At 62.8% G+C, this 13413-nt stretch carries 26 protein-coding genes; all 26 read left to right on the forward strand.

The annotated features are described in order from the left end of the window. A partial coding sequence (locus tag AC0YKC_RS29440; protein ID WP_477309853.1) for an EF-Tu C-terminal domain-related protein occupies positions 1–148 on the forward strand: 148 nt, incomplete at its 5' end. Positions 149–217: 69 nt separating this feature from the next. Then, positions 218–526, forward strand: a complete 309-nt coding sequence (gene rpsJ / locus AC0YKC_RS29445) for a 30S ribosomal protein S10 (protein WP_006205468.1) — start codon at positions 218–220, stop codon at positions 524–526. Between the two features lie 62 nt (positions 527–588). Further along, positions 589–1305, forward strand: coding sequence for a 50S ribosomal protein L3 (rplC, locus tag AC0YKC_RS29450; protein WP_095765515.1), 717 nt, complete (start codon positions 589–591; stop codon positions 1303–1305). Then, positions 1305–1925, forward strand: a complete 621-nt coding sequence (gene rplD / locus AC0YKC_RS29455; RefSeq protein WP_140784986.1) for a 50S ribosomal protein L4 — start codon at positions 1305–1307, stop codon at positions 1923–1925. The genes rplC and rplD overlap by 1 nt, the downstream gene beginning before the upstream one ends. Next, entirely contained in the window at positions 1922–2215 is a 294-nt protein-coding gene (locus AC0YKC_RS29460; RefSeq protein ID WP_040983033.1) for a 50S ribosomal protein L23, read from the forward strand. The genes rplD and AC0YKC_RS29460 overlap by 4 nt, the downstream gene beginning before the upstream one ends. A 22-nt stretch (positions 2216–2237) precedes the next feature. Then, on the forward strand, positions 2238–3071 hold the full coding sequence (gene rplB, locus AC0YKC_RS29465) for a 50S ribosomal protein L2 (protein WP_320297977.1): 834 nt from the start codon (positions 2238–2240) through the stop codon (positions 3069–3071). Between the two features lie 16 nt (positions 3072–3087). Further along, positions 3088–3366: a 30S ribosomal protein S19 gene (rpsS, locus tag AC0YKC_RS29470; protein ID WP_015317982.1), complete on the forward strand. Its 279-nt coding sequence runs from the start codon at positions 3088–3090 to the stop codon at positions 3364–3366. 2 nt (positions 3367–3368) lie between these two features. Beyond that, positions 3369–3758, forward strand: a complete 390-nt coding sequence (rplV, locus tag AC0YKC_RS29475) for a 50S ribosomal protein L22 (protein ID WP_006205462.1) — start codon at positions 3369–3371, stop codon at positions 3756–3758. Then, positions 3758–4492 carry a 30S ribosomal protein S3 gene (rpsC, locus tag AC0YKC_RS29480; RefSeq protein WP_112129139.1) on the forward strand — a complete coding sequence of 245 codons (735 nt, stop codon included), beginning with the start codon at positions 3758–3760 and terminating at the stop codon, positions 4490–4492. Before rplV ends, rpsC begins: the two co-directional genes overlap by 1 nt. Before the next feature lie 27 nt (positions 4493–4519). Further along, positions 4520–4933: a 50S ribosomal protein L16 gene (gene rplP / locus AC0YKC_RS29485; protein WP_027170364.1), complete on the forward strand. Its 414-nt coding sequence runs from the start codon at positions 4520–4522 to the stop codon at positions 4931–4933. Positions 4934–4945: 12 nt separating this feature from the next. Beyond that, positions 4946–5146 (forward strand): 50S ribosomal protein L29, encoded by a 201-nt coding sequence (gene rpmC / locus AC0YKC_RS29490; protein WP_488513609.1) that lies wholly within the window; start codon positions 4946–4948, stop codon positions 5144–5146. Between the two features lie 11 nt (positions 5147–5157). Beyond that, a complete protein-coding gene (gene rpsQ / locus AC0YKC_RS29495) occupies positions 5158–5397 on the forward strand; it encodes a 30S ribosomal protein S17 (RefSeq protein WP_010909280.1) in 240 nt (79 codons plus the stop codon). An 82-nt stretch (positions 5398–5479) separates the two neighbouring features. Further along, positions 5480–5848 (forward strand): 50S ribosomal protein L14, encoded by a 369-nt coding sequence (gene rplN / locus AC0YKC_RS29500; RefSeq protein WP_006205457.1) that lies wholly within the window; start codon positions 5480–5482, stop codon positions 5846–5848. Positions 5849–5860: 12 nt separating this feature from the next. Beyond that, positions 5861–6175: a 50S ribosomal protein L24 gene (rplX, locus tag AC0YKC_RS29505; RefSeq protein WP_042642195.1), complete on the forward strand. Its 315-nt coding sequence runs from the start codon at positions 5861–5863 to the stop codon at positions 6173–6175. Further along, a complete protein-coding gene (gene rplE / locus AC0YKC_RS29510) occupies positions 6168–6746 on the forward strand; it encodes a 50S ribosomal protein L5 (RefSeq protein WP_320297975.1) in 579 nt (192 codons plus the stop codon). The genes rplX and rplE overlap by 8 nt, the downstream gene beginning before the upstream one ends. A 26-nt stretch (positions 6747–6772) precedes the next feature. Then, a complete protein-coding gene (gene rpsN / locus AC0YKC_RS29515) occupies positions 6773–7078 on the forward strand; it encodes a 30S ribosomal protein S14 (RefSeq protein ID WP_042642199.1) in 306 nt (101 codons plus the stop codon). Positions 7079–7090: 12 nt separating this feature from the next. Then, positions 7091–7489, forward strand: coding sequence for a 30S ribosomal protein S8 (rpsH, locus tag AC0YKC_RS29520; RefSeq protein WP_027170358.1), 399 nt, complete (start codon positions 7091–7093; stop codon positions 7487–7489). A gap of 113 nt (positions 7490–7602) precedes the next feature. After that, entirely contained in the window at positions 7603–8136 is a 534-nt protein-coding gene (gene rplF / locus AC0YKC_RS29525) for a 50S ribosomal protein L6 (protein WP_320297974.1), read from the forward strand. Positions 8137–8269: 133 nt separating this feature from the next. Beyond that, on the forward strand, positions 8270–8632 hold the full coding sequence (gene rplR, locus AC0YKC_RS29530; protein ID WP_027170356.1) for a 50S ribosomal protein L18: 363 nt from the start codon (positions 8270–8272) through the stop codon (positions 8630–8632). A 149-nt stretch (positions 8633–8781) separates the two neighbouring features. After that, positions 8782–9345 (forward strand): 30S ribosomal protein S5, encoded by a 564-nt coding sequence (gene rpsE / locus AC0YKC_RS29535; RefSeq protein WP_032933400.1) that lies wholly within the window; start codon positions 8782–8784, stop codon positions 9343–9345. A gap of 25 nt (positions 9346–9370) precedes the next feature. Further along, the gene (gene rpmD, locus AC0YKC_RS29540; RefSeq protein WP_027170355.1) at positions 9371–9568 is read left to right on the forward strand and encodes a 50S ribosomal protein L30; all 198 of its coding nucleotides are present in this window, start codon (positions 9371–9373) and stop codon (positions 9566–9568) included. A gap of 22 nt (positions 9569–9590) precedes the next feature. Then, positions 9591–10064, forward strand: coding sequence for a 50S ribosomal protein L15 (gene rplO / locus AC0YKC_RS29545; protein ID WP_488513610.1), 474 nt, complete (start codon positions 9591–9593; stop codon positions 10062–10064). Between the two features lie 257 nt (positions 10065–10321). Further along, on the forward strand, positions 10322–11662 hold the full coding sequence (gene secY, locus AC0YKC_RS29550) for a preprotein translocase subunit SecY (protein WP_320297972.1): 1341 nt from the start codon (positions 10322–10324) through the stop codon (positions 11660–11662). Then, positions 11659–12249: an adenylate kinase gene (locus AC0YKC_RS29555; protein ID WP_320297971.1), complete on the forward strand. Its 591-nt coding sequence runs from the start codon at positions 11659–11661 to the stop codon at positions 12247–12249. Before secY ends, AC0YKC_RS29555 begins: the two co-directional genes overlap by 4 nt. 210 nt (positions 12250–12459) lie before the next feature. Beyond that, positions 12460–12828: a 30S ribosomal protein S13 gene (gene rpsM, locus AC0YKC_RS29560; protein ID WP_027170351.1), complete on the forward strand. Its 369-nt coding sequence runs from the start codon at positions 12460–12462 to the stop codon at positions 12826–12828. Positions 12829–12961: 133 nt separating this feature from the next. Continuing rightward, positions 12962–13351: a 30S ribosomal protein S11 gene (gene rpsK / locus AC0YKC_RS29565; protein WP_006205444.1), complete on the forward strand. Its 390-nt coding sequence runs from the start codon at positions 12962–12964 to the stop codon at positions 13349–13351. Positions 13352–13413: the final 62 nt, after the last annotated feature.

Here is a 13413-nt window from a genome sequence, read left to right on the forward strand (position 1 = left end):
CGGCACCGAGATGGTGATGCCTGGCGACAACATCACCGTCGACGTCGAGCTGATCGTGCCGATCGCGATGGAAGAGAAGCTGCGCTTCGCCATCCGTGAAGGCGGCCGCACCGTCGGTGCCGGCATCGTCGTCACCATCAAAGAGTAATTTGGACTGAAACCGATCTGTCGCGGGCGCGGGAGCTGCCCGCGCCGCGCCAGAACAAGGAATTGACGCATGAACGGACAGAATATCCGCATCCGCCTTAAGGCGTTTGACCACCGGGTGCTCGACGCCTCGACGCGCGAAATCGTGTCGACCGCCAAGCGCACCGGTGCCAACGTTCGCGGCCCCATTCCGCTGCCGACGCGGATCGAAAAATTCACGGTCAACCGGTCGCCCCACGTCGACAAGAAGAGCCGCGAGCAGTTCGAGATGCGCACGCACAAGCGTCTGCTCGACATCGTCGATCCGACCCCGCAGACGGTCGATGCTTTGATGAAGCTCGATCTGGCCGCCGGTGTCGACGTCGAGATCAAGCTCTAAGGGAATTGAGAGCGCGGTAAGGGGCGGTGCCCCTGGCCCGGAACTCTAAAGGAATTGAACCGATGCGTTCAGGTGTGATTGCAAAGAAGGTGGGAATGACCCGCATCTATAACGATGCCGGCGAACACGTTCCCGTCACCGTTCTCCAGATGGAGAACTGCCAGGTCGTGGCCCAGCGCACGCAGGAGAAGAACGGCTACACCGCCGTCCAGCTCGGCGTTGGCCTTGCCAAGGTGAAGAACACGTCAAAGGCGATGCGCGGCCATTTCGCCGCCGCCTCCGTCGAGCCCAAGGCCAAGGTCGCCGAGTTCCGCGTCTCCGCCGACAACATGATCGACGTCGGCGCCGAGCTGACGGTCGAGCATTTCGTCGCCGGCCAGAAGGTCGACGTCACCGGCACCTCGACCGGTAAGGGTTTTCAGGGCGTGATCAAGCGGCACCACATGGGCGGTGGCCGCGCCACGCACGGTAACTCGGTCTCGCACCGCACGCACGGCTCGACCGGCCAGCGCCAGGACCCCGGCAAGGTGTTCAAGGGCAAGAAGATGGCCGGCCACATGGGCGACACCCGCGTCACCACGCAGAATGTGGAGGTCGTCTCGACCGACGCCGACCGCGGCCTGATCCTGATCCGCGGCGCGGTTCCTGGTGTCAAGGGCGCCTGGATCCTGGTTCGCGACGCCGCCAAGGTTGCGCTGCCGGCCAATGCGCCGAAGCCTGCCGCGATCCGTGCCGCTGCCGCCAAGAACGAAGCCCCGGCCACTGAGGGAGCCGAATAATGGATCTCAAGATCACAACGCTGGGCGGCAAGGACGCCGGCAAGGTGAAGCTCTCCGAGGAGATTTTCGGCCTTGACCCGCGCGAGGACATCCTGCAGCGCGTCGTGCGCTGGCAGCTCGCCAAGAAGCAGCAGGGCACGCACAAGGCCAAGGGCCGCGCCGAAATCGCGCGCACCGGCGCCAAGATGTACAAGCAGAAGGGTACGGGCCGCGCCCGCCACCATTCGGCTCGCGCTCCGCAGTTCCGCGGCGGCGGCAAGGCACACGGCCCGGTCGTTCGCAGCCATGAGCATGAGTTGCCGAAGAAGGTCCGCGCGCTTGGCCTCAAGCACGCTCTCTCGGCCAAGGCCAAGAGCTCTTCGCTGATCATCGTCGACGAGCTGAAGCTCACCGAAGCCAAGACCAAGGCGCTGGTGGCGAACCTCGAGACGCTCGGGCTGACCAACGCCCTGGTGATCGGCGGCGCCGAGCTTGACCAGAACTTCAAGCTGGCCGCGACCAACATTCCGAACATCGACGTGCTGCCCATTCAGGGCATCAACGTCTACGACATTCTGCGCCGCGGCACGCTGGTCCTTTCGAAGGCCGCCGTCGAGGCTCTCGAGGAGCGCTTTAAATGACCGACCTTCGTCACTACGACGTGATCGTCTCGCCGGCGATCACCGAAAAGTCGACCATGGCTTCCGAGCAGAACCAGGTCGTCTTCAACGTCGCCAAGAAGGCGTCGAAGCCGGAAATCAAGGCTGCCGTGGAAGCTCTCTTCGGCGTCAAGGTGACGGCTGTGAACACGCTCGTCCGCAAGGGCAAGATCAAGCGCTTCCGCGGCACCGTTGGCCGCCAGGGCGACGTCAAGAAGGCGGTTGTGACGCTGGCCGACGGCCAGTCGATCGACGTCGCGACGGGTCTCTGAGCAAGGCCGCGAGGACAGGACAATGGCACTTAAGAAATTCAACCCGGTAACGCCGAGCACCCGCCAGCTGGTCATCGTCGACCGCTCGGGCCTCTACAAGGGCAAGCCCGTCAAGGGCCTGACCGAAGGCCTGACCAAGTCGGGCGGCCGCAACAACTACGGCCGCATCACGGCCCGCTTCATCGGCGGCGGTCACAAGCGTTCGTACCGCATCATCGACTTCAAGCGTAAGAAGTACGACGTCGTCGGCACGGTCGAGCGTATCGAATACGATCCGAACCGCACCGCCTTCATCGCGCTGATCAAGTATGACGACGGCGAGCTGTCCTACATCCTGGCCCCGCAGCGTCTTGCCGCCGGCGATAAGGTCGTGGCTGGCGAAGCGGTCGACGTGAAGCCGGGCAACGCGATGCCGCTGGCCTCGATGCCGGTCGGCACGATCGTCCACAACATCGAGCTGAAGCCGGGCAAGGGCGGCCAGGTCGCCCGTTCGGCTGGCGGTTACGCCCAGCTCGTCGGTCGCGACCAGGGCATGGCTATCTTGCGCCTCAACTCGGGCGAGCAGCGTGTCGTGCACGGCTCCTGCATGGCTACCGTCGGCGCTGTGTCGAACCCCGACCACGGCAACATCAACGACGGTAAGGCCGGTCGCACCGTGTGGCGCGGCAAGCGCCCGCACAATCGCGGCGTGACCATGAACCCGGTCGACCATCCGCATGGCGGCGGCGAAGGCCGCACCTCGGGTGGCCGTCATCCGGTTTCGCCCTGGGGCAAGCCGACCAAGGGCAAGAAGACGCGGTCCAACAAGGCGACCGACAAGTTCATCCTGCGCTCGCGTCATCAGCGCAAGAGCTAAGAAGAGGTAACGCCAAGTGACTCGTTCGATTTGGAAAGGCCCCTTCATCGACGGCTACCTTCTCAAGAAGGTGGACAAGGTTCGTGAAGGTGGTCGCAATGAGGTGATCAAGATGTGGAGCCGTCGCTCCACCATCCTGCCGCAGTTCGTCGGCCTCACCTTCGGTGTCTACAACGGCCAGAAGCACGTTCCCGTCTCGGTGAACGAGGACATGGTCGGCCACAAGTTCGGTGAATTCGCTCCGACCCGGACCTATTACGGTCATGGCGCGGATAAGAAGGCGAAGAGGAAATAATCATGGGCAAGGCCAAAGCTCCGCGCAGGCTTGCTGATAACGAGGCTCGTGCCGTTCTGCGCACGATCCGCATCAGCCCGCAGAAGCTCAACCTGGTTGCCGCGCTGATCCGCGGCAAGAAGGTCGCGACAGCGCTTTCCGACCTCGAATTCTCGGCCAAGCGGATTTCCGGCACGGTCAAGAAGACGCTGGAATCGGCGATCGCCAACGCGGAAAACAATCACGACCTCGACGTCGACGCTCTCATCGTGGCGGAAGCCTATGTTGGCAAGTCGATCGTCATGAAGCGTTTCCACGCTCGTGGCCGCGGCCGCGCCAGCCGTATCGAAAAGCCGTTCTCGCACCTCACGATCGTCGTTCGTGAAGTCGAGGAAAAAGGGGAGGCCGCATAATGGGCCAGAAAGTCAATCCGATCGGGCTGCGTCTCGGCATCAACCGTACTTGGGATTCGCGCTGGTTCGCGAACACCGGCGAGTACGGCCAGCTGCTGCACGAGGACCTCAAGATCCGCAAGTATCTTGAGAAGGAACTCAAGCAGGCCGCGATCTCGAAGGTCGTGATCGAGCGTCCGCACAAGAAGTGCCGCGTCACCATCCACGCCGCGCGTCCGGGCCTCATCATCGGCAAGAAGGGCGCCGACATCGAGAAGCTTCGCAAGAAGCTGACCGAGATGACGAAGTCCGAAACGCATCTCAACATCGTTGAAGTGCGCAAGCCGGAAATCGACGCCACGCTGATCGCCCAGTCGATCGCCCAGCAGCTCGAGCGCCGCATCGCGTTCCGCCGCGCCATGAAGCGCGCCGTTCAGTCGGCCATGCGCCTCGGCGCCGAAGGCATCCGCATCAACTGCTCCGGCCGTCTCGGCGGCGCCGAAATCGCGCGCATGGAGTGGTACCGCGAAGGCCGCGTGCCGCTGCACACGCTGCGCGCCGATGTCGACTACGGCACGGCCGAGGCGAACACGGCCTACGGCATCTGCGGCGTCAAGGTGTGGGTGTTCAAGGGCGAGATCCTCGAGCACGACCCGATGGCTTCCGAGCGCCGTGCGACCGAAGGTGATGCCGCGCATGGCGGCGGCGGTGCCGGCGGTGAGCGCGAACGCGGTCGTCGTCGCGAGAACGCCTGAGACATTTGAGAATTTGGAGTTAGAACGATGCTGCAGCCAAAGCGCACAAAGTTCCGCAAGCAGTTCAAGGGCCGTATCCACGGTACCGCCAAGGGCGGCACCAATCTGGATTTCGGCGGTTTCGGGCTGAAGGCGCTTGAGCCGAACCGCGTCACCGCGCGCGAGATCGAGGCGGCCCGCCGCGCGATCACCCGCGAGATGAAGCGCGCCGGTCGCGTCTGGATCCGGGTGTTCCCGGACCTGCCGGTCACCTCGAAGCCGACCGAAGTCCGCATGGGTAAGGGCAAGGGCGCCGTTGACTACTGGGCGGCGCGTGTCAAGCCCGGCCGCATCATGTTCGAGATCGACGGCGTCAGCGAGGAGACCGCGCGTGAAGCGTTGCGTCTCGGTGCCGCCAAGCTCTCGGTCAAGACGCGCTTCGTGCAGCGCATCGCAGAATAAGGACAGGCGATCATGAAAGCCGAAGACATCCGGACCAAGACCCAGGATCAGCTGAGCGACGACTTGGCAGCCCTCAAGAAGGAGCAGTTCAACCTGCGCTTCCAGAAGGCCACCGGCCAGCTCGAAAAGACAGCGCGCGTGAAGCAGGTCCGCAAGGACATCGCGCGTATCAAGACCATCGCCGCGGAAAAGTCCGCGGCCAAGAAGGCTTAAGGACGAGAACCATGCCAAAGCGCATCCTGCAGGGCACCGTCGTCAGCGACAAGAACGAGAAGACGGTCGTGGTCAAGGTCGAGCGTCGCTTCACCCATCCGGTGATGAAGAAGACCGTGCGCATGACCAAAAAGTACAAGGCGCACGACGAGAACAACGCCCACAAGGTCGGCGACCAGGTGTTCATCCAGGAATCGAAGCCGATTTCAAAGGACAAGCGCTGGATTGTCGTCTCTTCGGATCAGGCTTGATCCGGGCGAACGAACCGAATTTTGGACAGACCGGGGAGGGGTGAAGCACCCGTCCCGTTAGAAAAGAAGAAGGCGGCCAGTCATGATTCAGATGCAAACAAACCTCGACGTCGCGGACAATTCCGGCGCCCGTCGTGTCATGTGCATCAAGGTGCTGGGCGGCTCGAAGCGGAAGTATGCCTCCGTCGGCGACATCATCGTGGTGTCGATCAAGGAAGCCATTCCGCGCGGCCGCGTTAAGAAGGGCGATGTGATGAAGGCGGTCGTTGTTCGCACGGCCAAGGACATCCGCCGCCCGGACGGCAGCGTGATCCGTTTCGACAAGAACGCGGCCGTTCTCGTCGACAATAAGAAAGAGCCGATCGGCACCCGTATCTTCGGACCGGTTCCGCGCGAGCTGCGCGCCAAGAACCACATGAAGATCATCTCGCTCGCGCCTGAAGTGCTGTAAGGAGCCGGACCAATGCAAAAGATCAAAAAAGGCGACAAGGTCGTCGTGCTTGCCGGCAAGGACAAGGGCCGTTCGGGCGAAGTCCTGTCGGTGCAGCCGAAGGAAGACACCGCGGTCGTCCGCGGCGTGAACCTCATTCGCCGTCACCAGAAGCAGACCCAGTCCCAAGAGGGCGGGATCATCACCAAGGAAGCGCCGATCCACCTGTCGAATATCGCGCTGGCCGACCCCAAGGACGGCAAGCCGACCCGCGTCGGCTTCACCATCCAGAAGGATGGCAAGAAGGTGCGCGTCGCCAAGCGTTCGGGAGAAGTCATCAATGGCTAAGGCTGAAACCAAGCAGGCAACTGCCAAGAACGAGCCGCGCCTCAAGAAGGTCTACAACGAGACCATCCGCAAGGCGATGCAGGAGCAGTTCGGTTACGACAACGAGATGCAGGTTCCGCGCATCGACAAGATCGTGCTGAACATGGGTGTCGGCGAGGCAACCGCAGACTCCAAGAAGCCCTCGGTCGCGGCCGAGGACCTCGCGATGATCGCCGGCCAGAAGGCCGTCGTCACCCGCGCCCGCAACTCGATTGCCGGCTTCAAGGTGCGCGAGAACATGCCGATCGGCGCCAAGGTCACGTTGCGCAAGGAACGCATGTATGAGTTCCTCGACCGCCTCGTGAACATCGCGCTGCCGCGCGTTCGCGACTTTCGTGGACTGAATCCGAAGAGCTTTGACGGCCGTGGCAACTACGCCATGGGCATCAAGGAACACATCGTGTTCCCGGAGATCAACTACGACAAGGTTGATCAGGTCTGGGGCATGGACGTCATCGTTTGTACGACGGCGAAGACGGACGACGAGGCAAGAGCGCTGCTCAAGGCCTTCAACTTCCCCTTCCGCCAGTAACGGCAGCGAAAAAGGAAACATCTGAAATGGCAAAGACCAGCTCAGTCGAGAAGAACAACCGGCGCCGCAAGCTCGCCGATCAGTACGCCGCCAAGCGCACGGCGCTCAAGGCCATCATCATGGATCAGTCCAAGCCGATGGAAGAGCGTTTCCGCGCTCAGTTGAAGCTTTCGGCGCTGCCGCGCAACTCGGCCAAGATCCGTATCCGCAACCGCTGCGAAGTGACGGGCCGTCCGCGCGCCTATTATCGCAAGCTGAAGCTTTCGCGTATCGCGCTTCGCGATCTGGGCAACACCGGCCAGATCCCGGGCCTGGTCAAGTCGAGCTGGTAAGGAGACACTGAGATGTCATTGAGCGATCCTCTCGGCGATATGCTGACCCGCATCCGCAACGCCTATGGCCGCAAGAAGTCGAGCGTCTCGACTCCGGCCTCGCGTCTGCGCGCCCGCGTCCTCGAAGTGCTGAAGTCGGAAGGCTATATCCGCGACTACAGCCAGACCGATTTCGAAAACGGCAAGTCGGAAATCGAGATCGAGCTGAAATATTTCGACGGCGCCCCGGTCGTGCGCGAAATCGCGCGCGTCTCGAAGCCTGGCCGTCGCGTCTATGTCTCGGCCAAGTCGATCCCGCACGTCGCCAACGGCCTCGGCATCGCCATCCTTTCGACGCCGAAGGGCGTCATGGCCGACCATGAAGCGCGTGAGCAGAATGTCGGCGGCGAGATCCTCTGCCAGATCTTCTAAGGGTGAATGGTCAGTGGTGAATAGTGAATGGTGAAACTGCACGGACTTCGATCGCGCTATTCACCATTTTACCATTCACCATTCACAGCAGTTAAGGAAAGAAGGAGACAAAAATGTCTCGTATCGGAAAAAAACCCGTTTCGCTGCCGCAGGGCGTGACCGCGTCCGTCAACGGCCAGACCGTGACGGCTAAGGGCCCCAAGGGCGAATTGAAGTTCGTGGTGAACGACGAAGTGCTGGTGAAGATGGAGAACAACGAGATCTCCGTCGAGCCGCGCGACCAGACCAAGAACGCCCGCTCCAAGTGGGGCATGTCGCGCACGCAGATCGTCAACATCCTGCAGGGCGTGAAGGACGGCTTCGAGAAGAAGCTCGAGATCACCGGCGTCGGCTATCGCGCTGCGTTGCAGGGCAAGAACCTGCAGCTGGCGCTCGGCTTCAGCCACGACGTGGTCTATCAGACGCCGCAGGGCATCACCATTACGGTGCCGAAGCCGACCGAAATCACGGTCTCGGGCATCGATAAGCAGCAGGTTGGCCAGGTCGCCGCTGAGATCCGCGAATATCGCGGCCCCGAGCCCTACAAGGGCAAGGGCGTGCGCTATTCCGACGAGCGCATCGTGCGCAAGGAAGGCAAGAAGAAGTAATAAGCCTGGCCCGGGAAAGTTGCAGACTTTTCTGAAAGGGCCGGAGAAGTGTAACGCCGCGGGGAGCGGCCGCGGGAGGCTTGGCCTACCGCACAGGGTTGCCCCCGTTTTCTGAAGGCAAGGAACTGACATTATGGCAAGCCCCAAAGAAACCATCCAGCGCCGCGCGCAGCGCGTGCGCCGCCAGCTGAAGAAGGTCGCCGGCGAGCGTCCGCGGCTTTCGGTGCACCGCACCTCGAAGAACATCTACGTCCAGGTGATCGACGACGCCAACGGCCACACGCTGGCCGCAGCCTCGACGCTCGAGAAGGACCTCAAGGGTTCGCTCAAGACCGGCGCCGACACCGCTGCCGCTGCCGCGGTCGGCAAGCTGATCGCCGAGCGCGCCACGAAGGCCGGCGTCAAGGAAGTCGTCTTCGACCGCGGCCCGTACATCTATCATGGCCGCGTCAAGGCGCTGGCCGAGGCTGCCCGCGAGGGTGGTCTCAGCTTCTAATGCATGATCCCGAACCGGGAGGTCCGCGCAGCGAAAAGTTGCAGACTTTTCGGACAAGATCATGCAAAGGAGAAATTCGCCGCTGGCGACCCGCATGAGGCGTCGGCAAACAGCAACCCGTGCTTCCGGAAAAGAACAAGGAACAGGATATGGCACAGGAACGTAGAGAAGGCGGCCGCGGCCGCGAGCGTGAAGAGCGCGACGACGGCATGGTGGACAAGCTTGTCCACATCAACCGCGTCGCCAAGGTGGTGAAGGGTGGCCGTCGTTTCGGCTTCGCCGCTCTCGTCGTCGTCGGCGACCAGAAGGGTCGCGTCGGCTTCGGCCACGGCAAGGCGCGCGAAGTGCCGGAAGCGATCCGCAAGGCGACTGAATCGGCCAAGCGCGACATGATCTTCGTGCCGCTGCGTTCGGGCCGCACGCTGCATCACGACGTCGAGGGCCGTTGGGGCGCCGGACGCGTTCTGCTGCGCGCCGCCAAGCAGGGTACCGGCATCATCGCCGGCGGTCCGATGCGCGCCGTCTTCGAGACGCTCGGCATGCATGACGTGGTCGCCAAGTCGATGGGTTCGTCGAACCCCTACAACATGGTTCGCGCCACCTTCGACGCGCTGAAGAGCCAGATGCATCCGAAGGATGTGGCTGCCGCACGCGGCATCAAGTACTCGACCCTTCAGGCCCGCCGCGGCACCGCCGTTGCGGCTGAAGAATAGTCGACGCTGACCAGGGATTTCGACCATGGCCAAGAAAGCTACCAAGACCATCACCGTCGAGCAGATCGGCTCCCCGATCCGCCGGCCGAAGGAGCAGCGCGCGACGCTGGTCGGCCTCGGCCTGAACAAGATGCACAAGCGGCGCACGCTGGAAGACACCCCTTCCGTGCGCGGCATGATCGCCGCCGTCCAGCACCTCGTCCGCGTCGTGGACGAGGCCTGAACGGAAGCGCAGGAGAAGAATGATGAAACTCAACGATCTGCGTGACAAGGACGGCGCCACGCACTCCAGGAAGCGCCTCGGTCGCGGCATCGGCTCCGGCTCGGGCAAGACCGCCGGTCGCGGCGTCAAGGGTCAGAAGGCCCGCTCGGGCGTTGCCATCAACGGCTTCGAGGGTGGCCAGATGCCGCTCTACCGGCGTCTGCCGAAGCGCGGCTTCAACAACCTGTTCGGCAAGAGCTTCGCGGTTGTGTCGCTGGCCAAGATCCAGGCGGCGATCGACGCCAAGAAGCTCGACGCCAAGGCGGCCGTGACGGCCGAGGCCCTGGTTGCCGCCGGCGTCATCCGCCGCGTCAAGGACGGCGTGCGCGTGCTGTCCGACGGCGAGCTCAAGGCCAAGCTCTCCTTCGAGGTGGCCGGCGCCTCCAAGGCCGCGATCGAGAAGATCGAGAAGGCCGGCGGTTCGGTGAAGCTGCCGGAAGCGGCCACCGCCGAGTAACGGCGATTTGAAGCGCGGCCGACCGGGATGACTTCGCATTTTCCGTCGAACCGCGCTTTGACCAGATGAATTGGGCGGCCGCGTCAACGCGGCCGCTTGCATGTTTACGGTCCGGAGCTTATCTCGTGGGCTTCGGTGACACGCGCTGCCTGAGCTGCGGGCATCGAGCGTGACATGGAAATCAATGAAGTAGAGCGTGATGTCGTCCGAAGACCGCTTCACACTTTTCGGCATCATGCTCTAGCGGAGAATCAGGCATGGCCTCGGCTGCTGAACAACTAGCCTCCAATCTGAATTTCGCGGCCTTCGCCAAGGCCGAGGATCTCAAGAAGCGCATCTGGTTCACCATCGGCGCGCTGCTCGTCTACCGCCTCGGCACCTACATCCCGCTTCCCGGCATCAATCCTGACGCTTTCGCCCAGGCCTTCTCCTCGCAGAGCAAGGGCGTGCTCGGCATGTTCAACATGTTCGCCGGCGGCGCCGTGCAGCGCATGGCGATCTTCGCGCTGGGCATCATGCCTTACATCTCCGCCTCCATCATCATGCAGCTGATGACCTCGGTCATCCCATCGCTGGAAACGCTGAAGAAGGAAGGCGAGCAGGGCCGCAAGATCATCAACCAGTACACGCGCTACGGCACCGTGCTCCTGGCGCTGATCCAGGCCTACGGCATTTCGATCGGTCTCGAGGGCGGCAACGGCATCGTCAACGATCCCGGCATGTTCTTCCGCATCTCGACGGTCGTCACGCTGGTCGGCGGCACCATGTTCCTGATGTGGCTCGGCGAGCAGATCACCGCGCGCGGCATTGGCAACGGCATTTCGCTGATCATCTTCTCCGGCATCGTCGCCGGCCTGCCGCGGGCGATCTCCGGCACGCTGGAACTTGGCCGTACCGGCGCGTTGTCGACGGGCCTCATCCTCGCGATCATCGTGCTGGCCATCGTCGTCATTGCGCTGATCGTTTTCTTCGAGCGCGCGCAGCGCCGCCTGCTTATCCAGTATCCGAAGCGCCAGGTCGGCAATCGCATGTTCCAGGGCGATACCTCGCACCTGCCGCTGAAGCTCAACACCTCGGGCGTCATCCCGCCGATCTTCGCGTCCTCGCTGCTGCTTCTGCCGGCGACGGTCGCGGGCTTCTCGCAGGCGACGAACCTGCCGGCCTGGGCAAGCACGATCCTGGCCTCGCTCGGCCACGGCCAGCCGCTCTACATGATCTTCTATGCGGGCATGATCGTCTTCTTCGCCTTCTTCTACACGGCGATCGTCTTCAATCCGAAGGACACGGCCGACCAGCTCAAGAAGCACTCCGGCTTCATTCCGGGCTATCGTCCGGGCGAGCGCACCGCCGAATATATCGACTATGTTCTGACGCGTATCACCGTCATCGGCGCCATCTACCTGGTGCTGGTCTGTTTGCTGCCGGAGTTTCTGATTTCGGCGACTGGCGTACCTTTCTACCTCGGTGGCACATCGCTTCTGATCGTGGTCAGTGTCACGCTCGACACGGTGGCGCAGATTCAGGGTCACCTGATCGCGCACCAGTATGAGGGCCTGATCAAGAAGTCGAAGTTGCGCGGGGGGAAGAGGAGCAGATGAGGCTGATTTTGCTTGGGCCGCCAGGAGCCGGCAAGGGGACGCAAGCACAAAGACTGGTAGAACAACACGGCATACCGCAGCTCTCGACGGGTGACATGTTGCGTGCCGCAGTCCAGGCCGGAACCGAGGTCGGCAAGCGTGCCAAGGCGGTGATGGATGCCGGTGAGCTGGTCTCCGATGCGATCGTCAACGCCATCGTCGCCGAGCGAATCGATCAGCCGGACTGCGCCAAGGGTTTCATCCTCGACGGTTATCCGCGCACGCTGGTTCAGGCCGACGCGGTCGAGGCCATGCTCGCCGAGCGCGGCATTGCGCTCGACACCGTCGTCGAGCTCGTCGTCGACGACAAGGCGCTGGTTGGGCGAATCGTCAAACGCGCCGAGGATGCCAAGGCCGCCGGCCAGCCGGTGCGCAAGGACGATAACCCGGCGGTGTTCGAAGAACGCCTGCGCGAATACTACAAGAAGACGGCGCCGCTGATCGGCTACTACTACGCCAAAGGCAAGCTCAAGACCGTCGACGGCATGGCCGGCATCGATGCGGTCACCGCCGAGATCGGCAAGGTGCTCGCGGCCGCGGTGAAGTAGGCCGGGCCGCCAATTGACGATTGCGCTTGACTGGAGTGGGCCGTTGGGGTATGGCGGCCCGTCTTCCTATCAGGCATGGACTTTGCTTGCCCTTGCGGGCAAGGCATCCGCTTTGAACCAGGAAACTCCCGCAAGGGCCGGCCTCCACCGGACGCGGGGCAACTTCGACAGCGCCGGGCATGCCCGGCCCACATGGAGAAAGAGAAGAAAATGGCTCGTATAGCCGGCGTCAACATTCCGACCAACAAGCGCGTCGTCATCGCGCTTCAGTACATTCACGGCATCGGCAAGAAGTTTGCCCAGGAGATCGTCGACAAGGTCGGCATCCCGGCGGACCGCCGCGTCAACCAGCTGACCGACGCGGAAGTGCTGCAGATCCGCGAGACGATCGACCGCGACTACCAGGTCGAAGGCGACCTGCGCCGCGAAGTCTCGATGAACATCAAGCGGCTCATGGACCTCGGCTGCTACCGCGGCCTGCGTCACCGCCGCTCGCTACCTGTCCGCGGCCAGCGCACGCATACCAATGCGCGCACCCGCAAGGGCCCGGCCAAGGCGATCGCCGGCAAGAAGAAGTAATTGAGCGAATAGCGAGTGGTCATTAGCGAGTAGGGCCCCTATTCGCTAATCCCTACTCACTACTCACTACTCGCTTTTATAAGGTGGAGCCGCTGGCATTACGGCGGTGTAGAGATCAACTGAAAGGACTACCATGGCCAAGGAAGCCGCTCGTGTTCGCCGTCGCGAACGCAAGAACATCTCGTCGGGCGTTGCCCACGTCAATTCGACCTTCAACAACACCATGATCACCATCACCGACGCGCAGGGCAATTCGATTGCCTGGTCGTCGGCTGGCGCGCAAGGGTTCAAGGGTTCGCGCAAGTCGACCCCGTTCGCTGCCCAGATGGCTGCCGAGGACGTCGCCAAGAAGGCGCAGGAACACGGCATGCGCATGCTCGAGGTCGAGGTCTGCGGACCCGGCTCCGGCCGTGAATCGGCGCTCCGCGCGCTGCAGGCCGCCGGCTTCACCATCACCTCGATCCGCGACGTGACGCCGATCCCGCATAATGGCTGCCGTCCGCGCAAGAAGCGCCGCGTCTGATTTTTAAGCGCCGCGCGAACGCCACGGCGTTCCTCCGCGGCTTTCCGTGTCGCCCGCCACGA

The organism is Mesorhizobium sp. CNPSo 4661 (assembly GCF_057784215.1).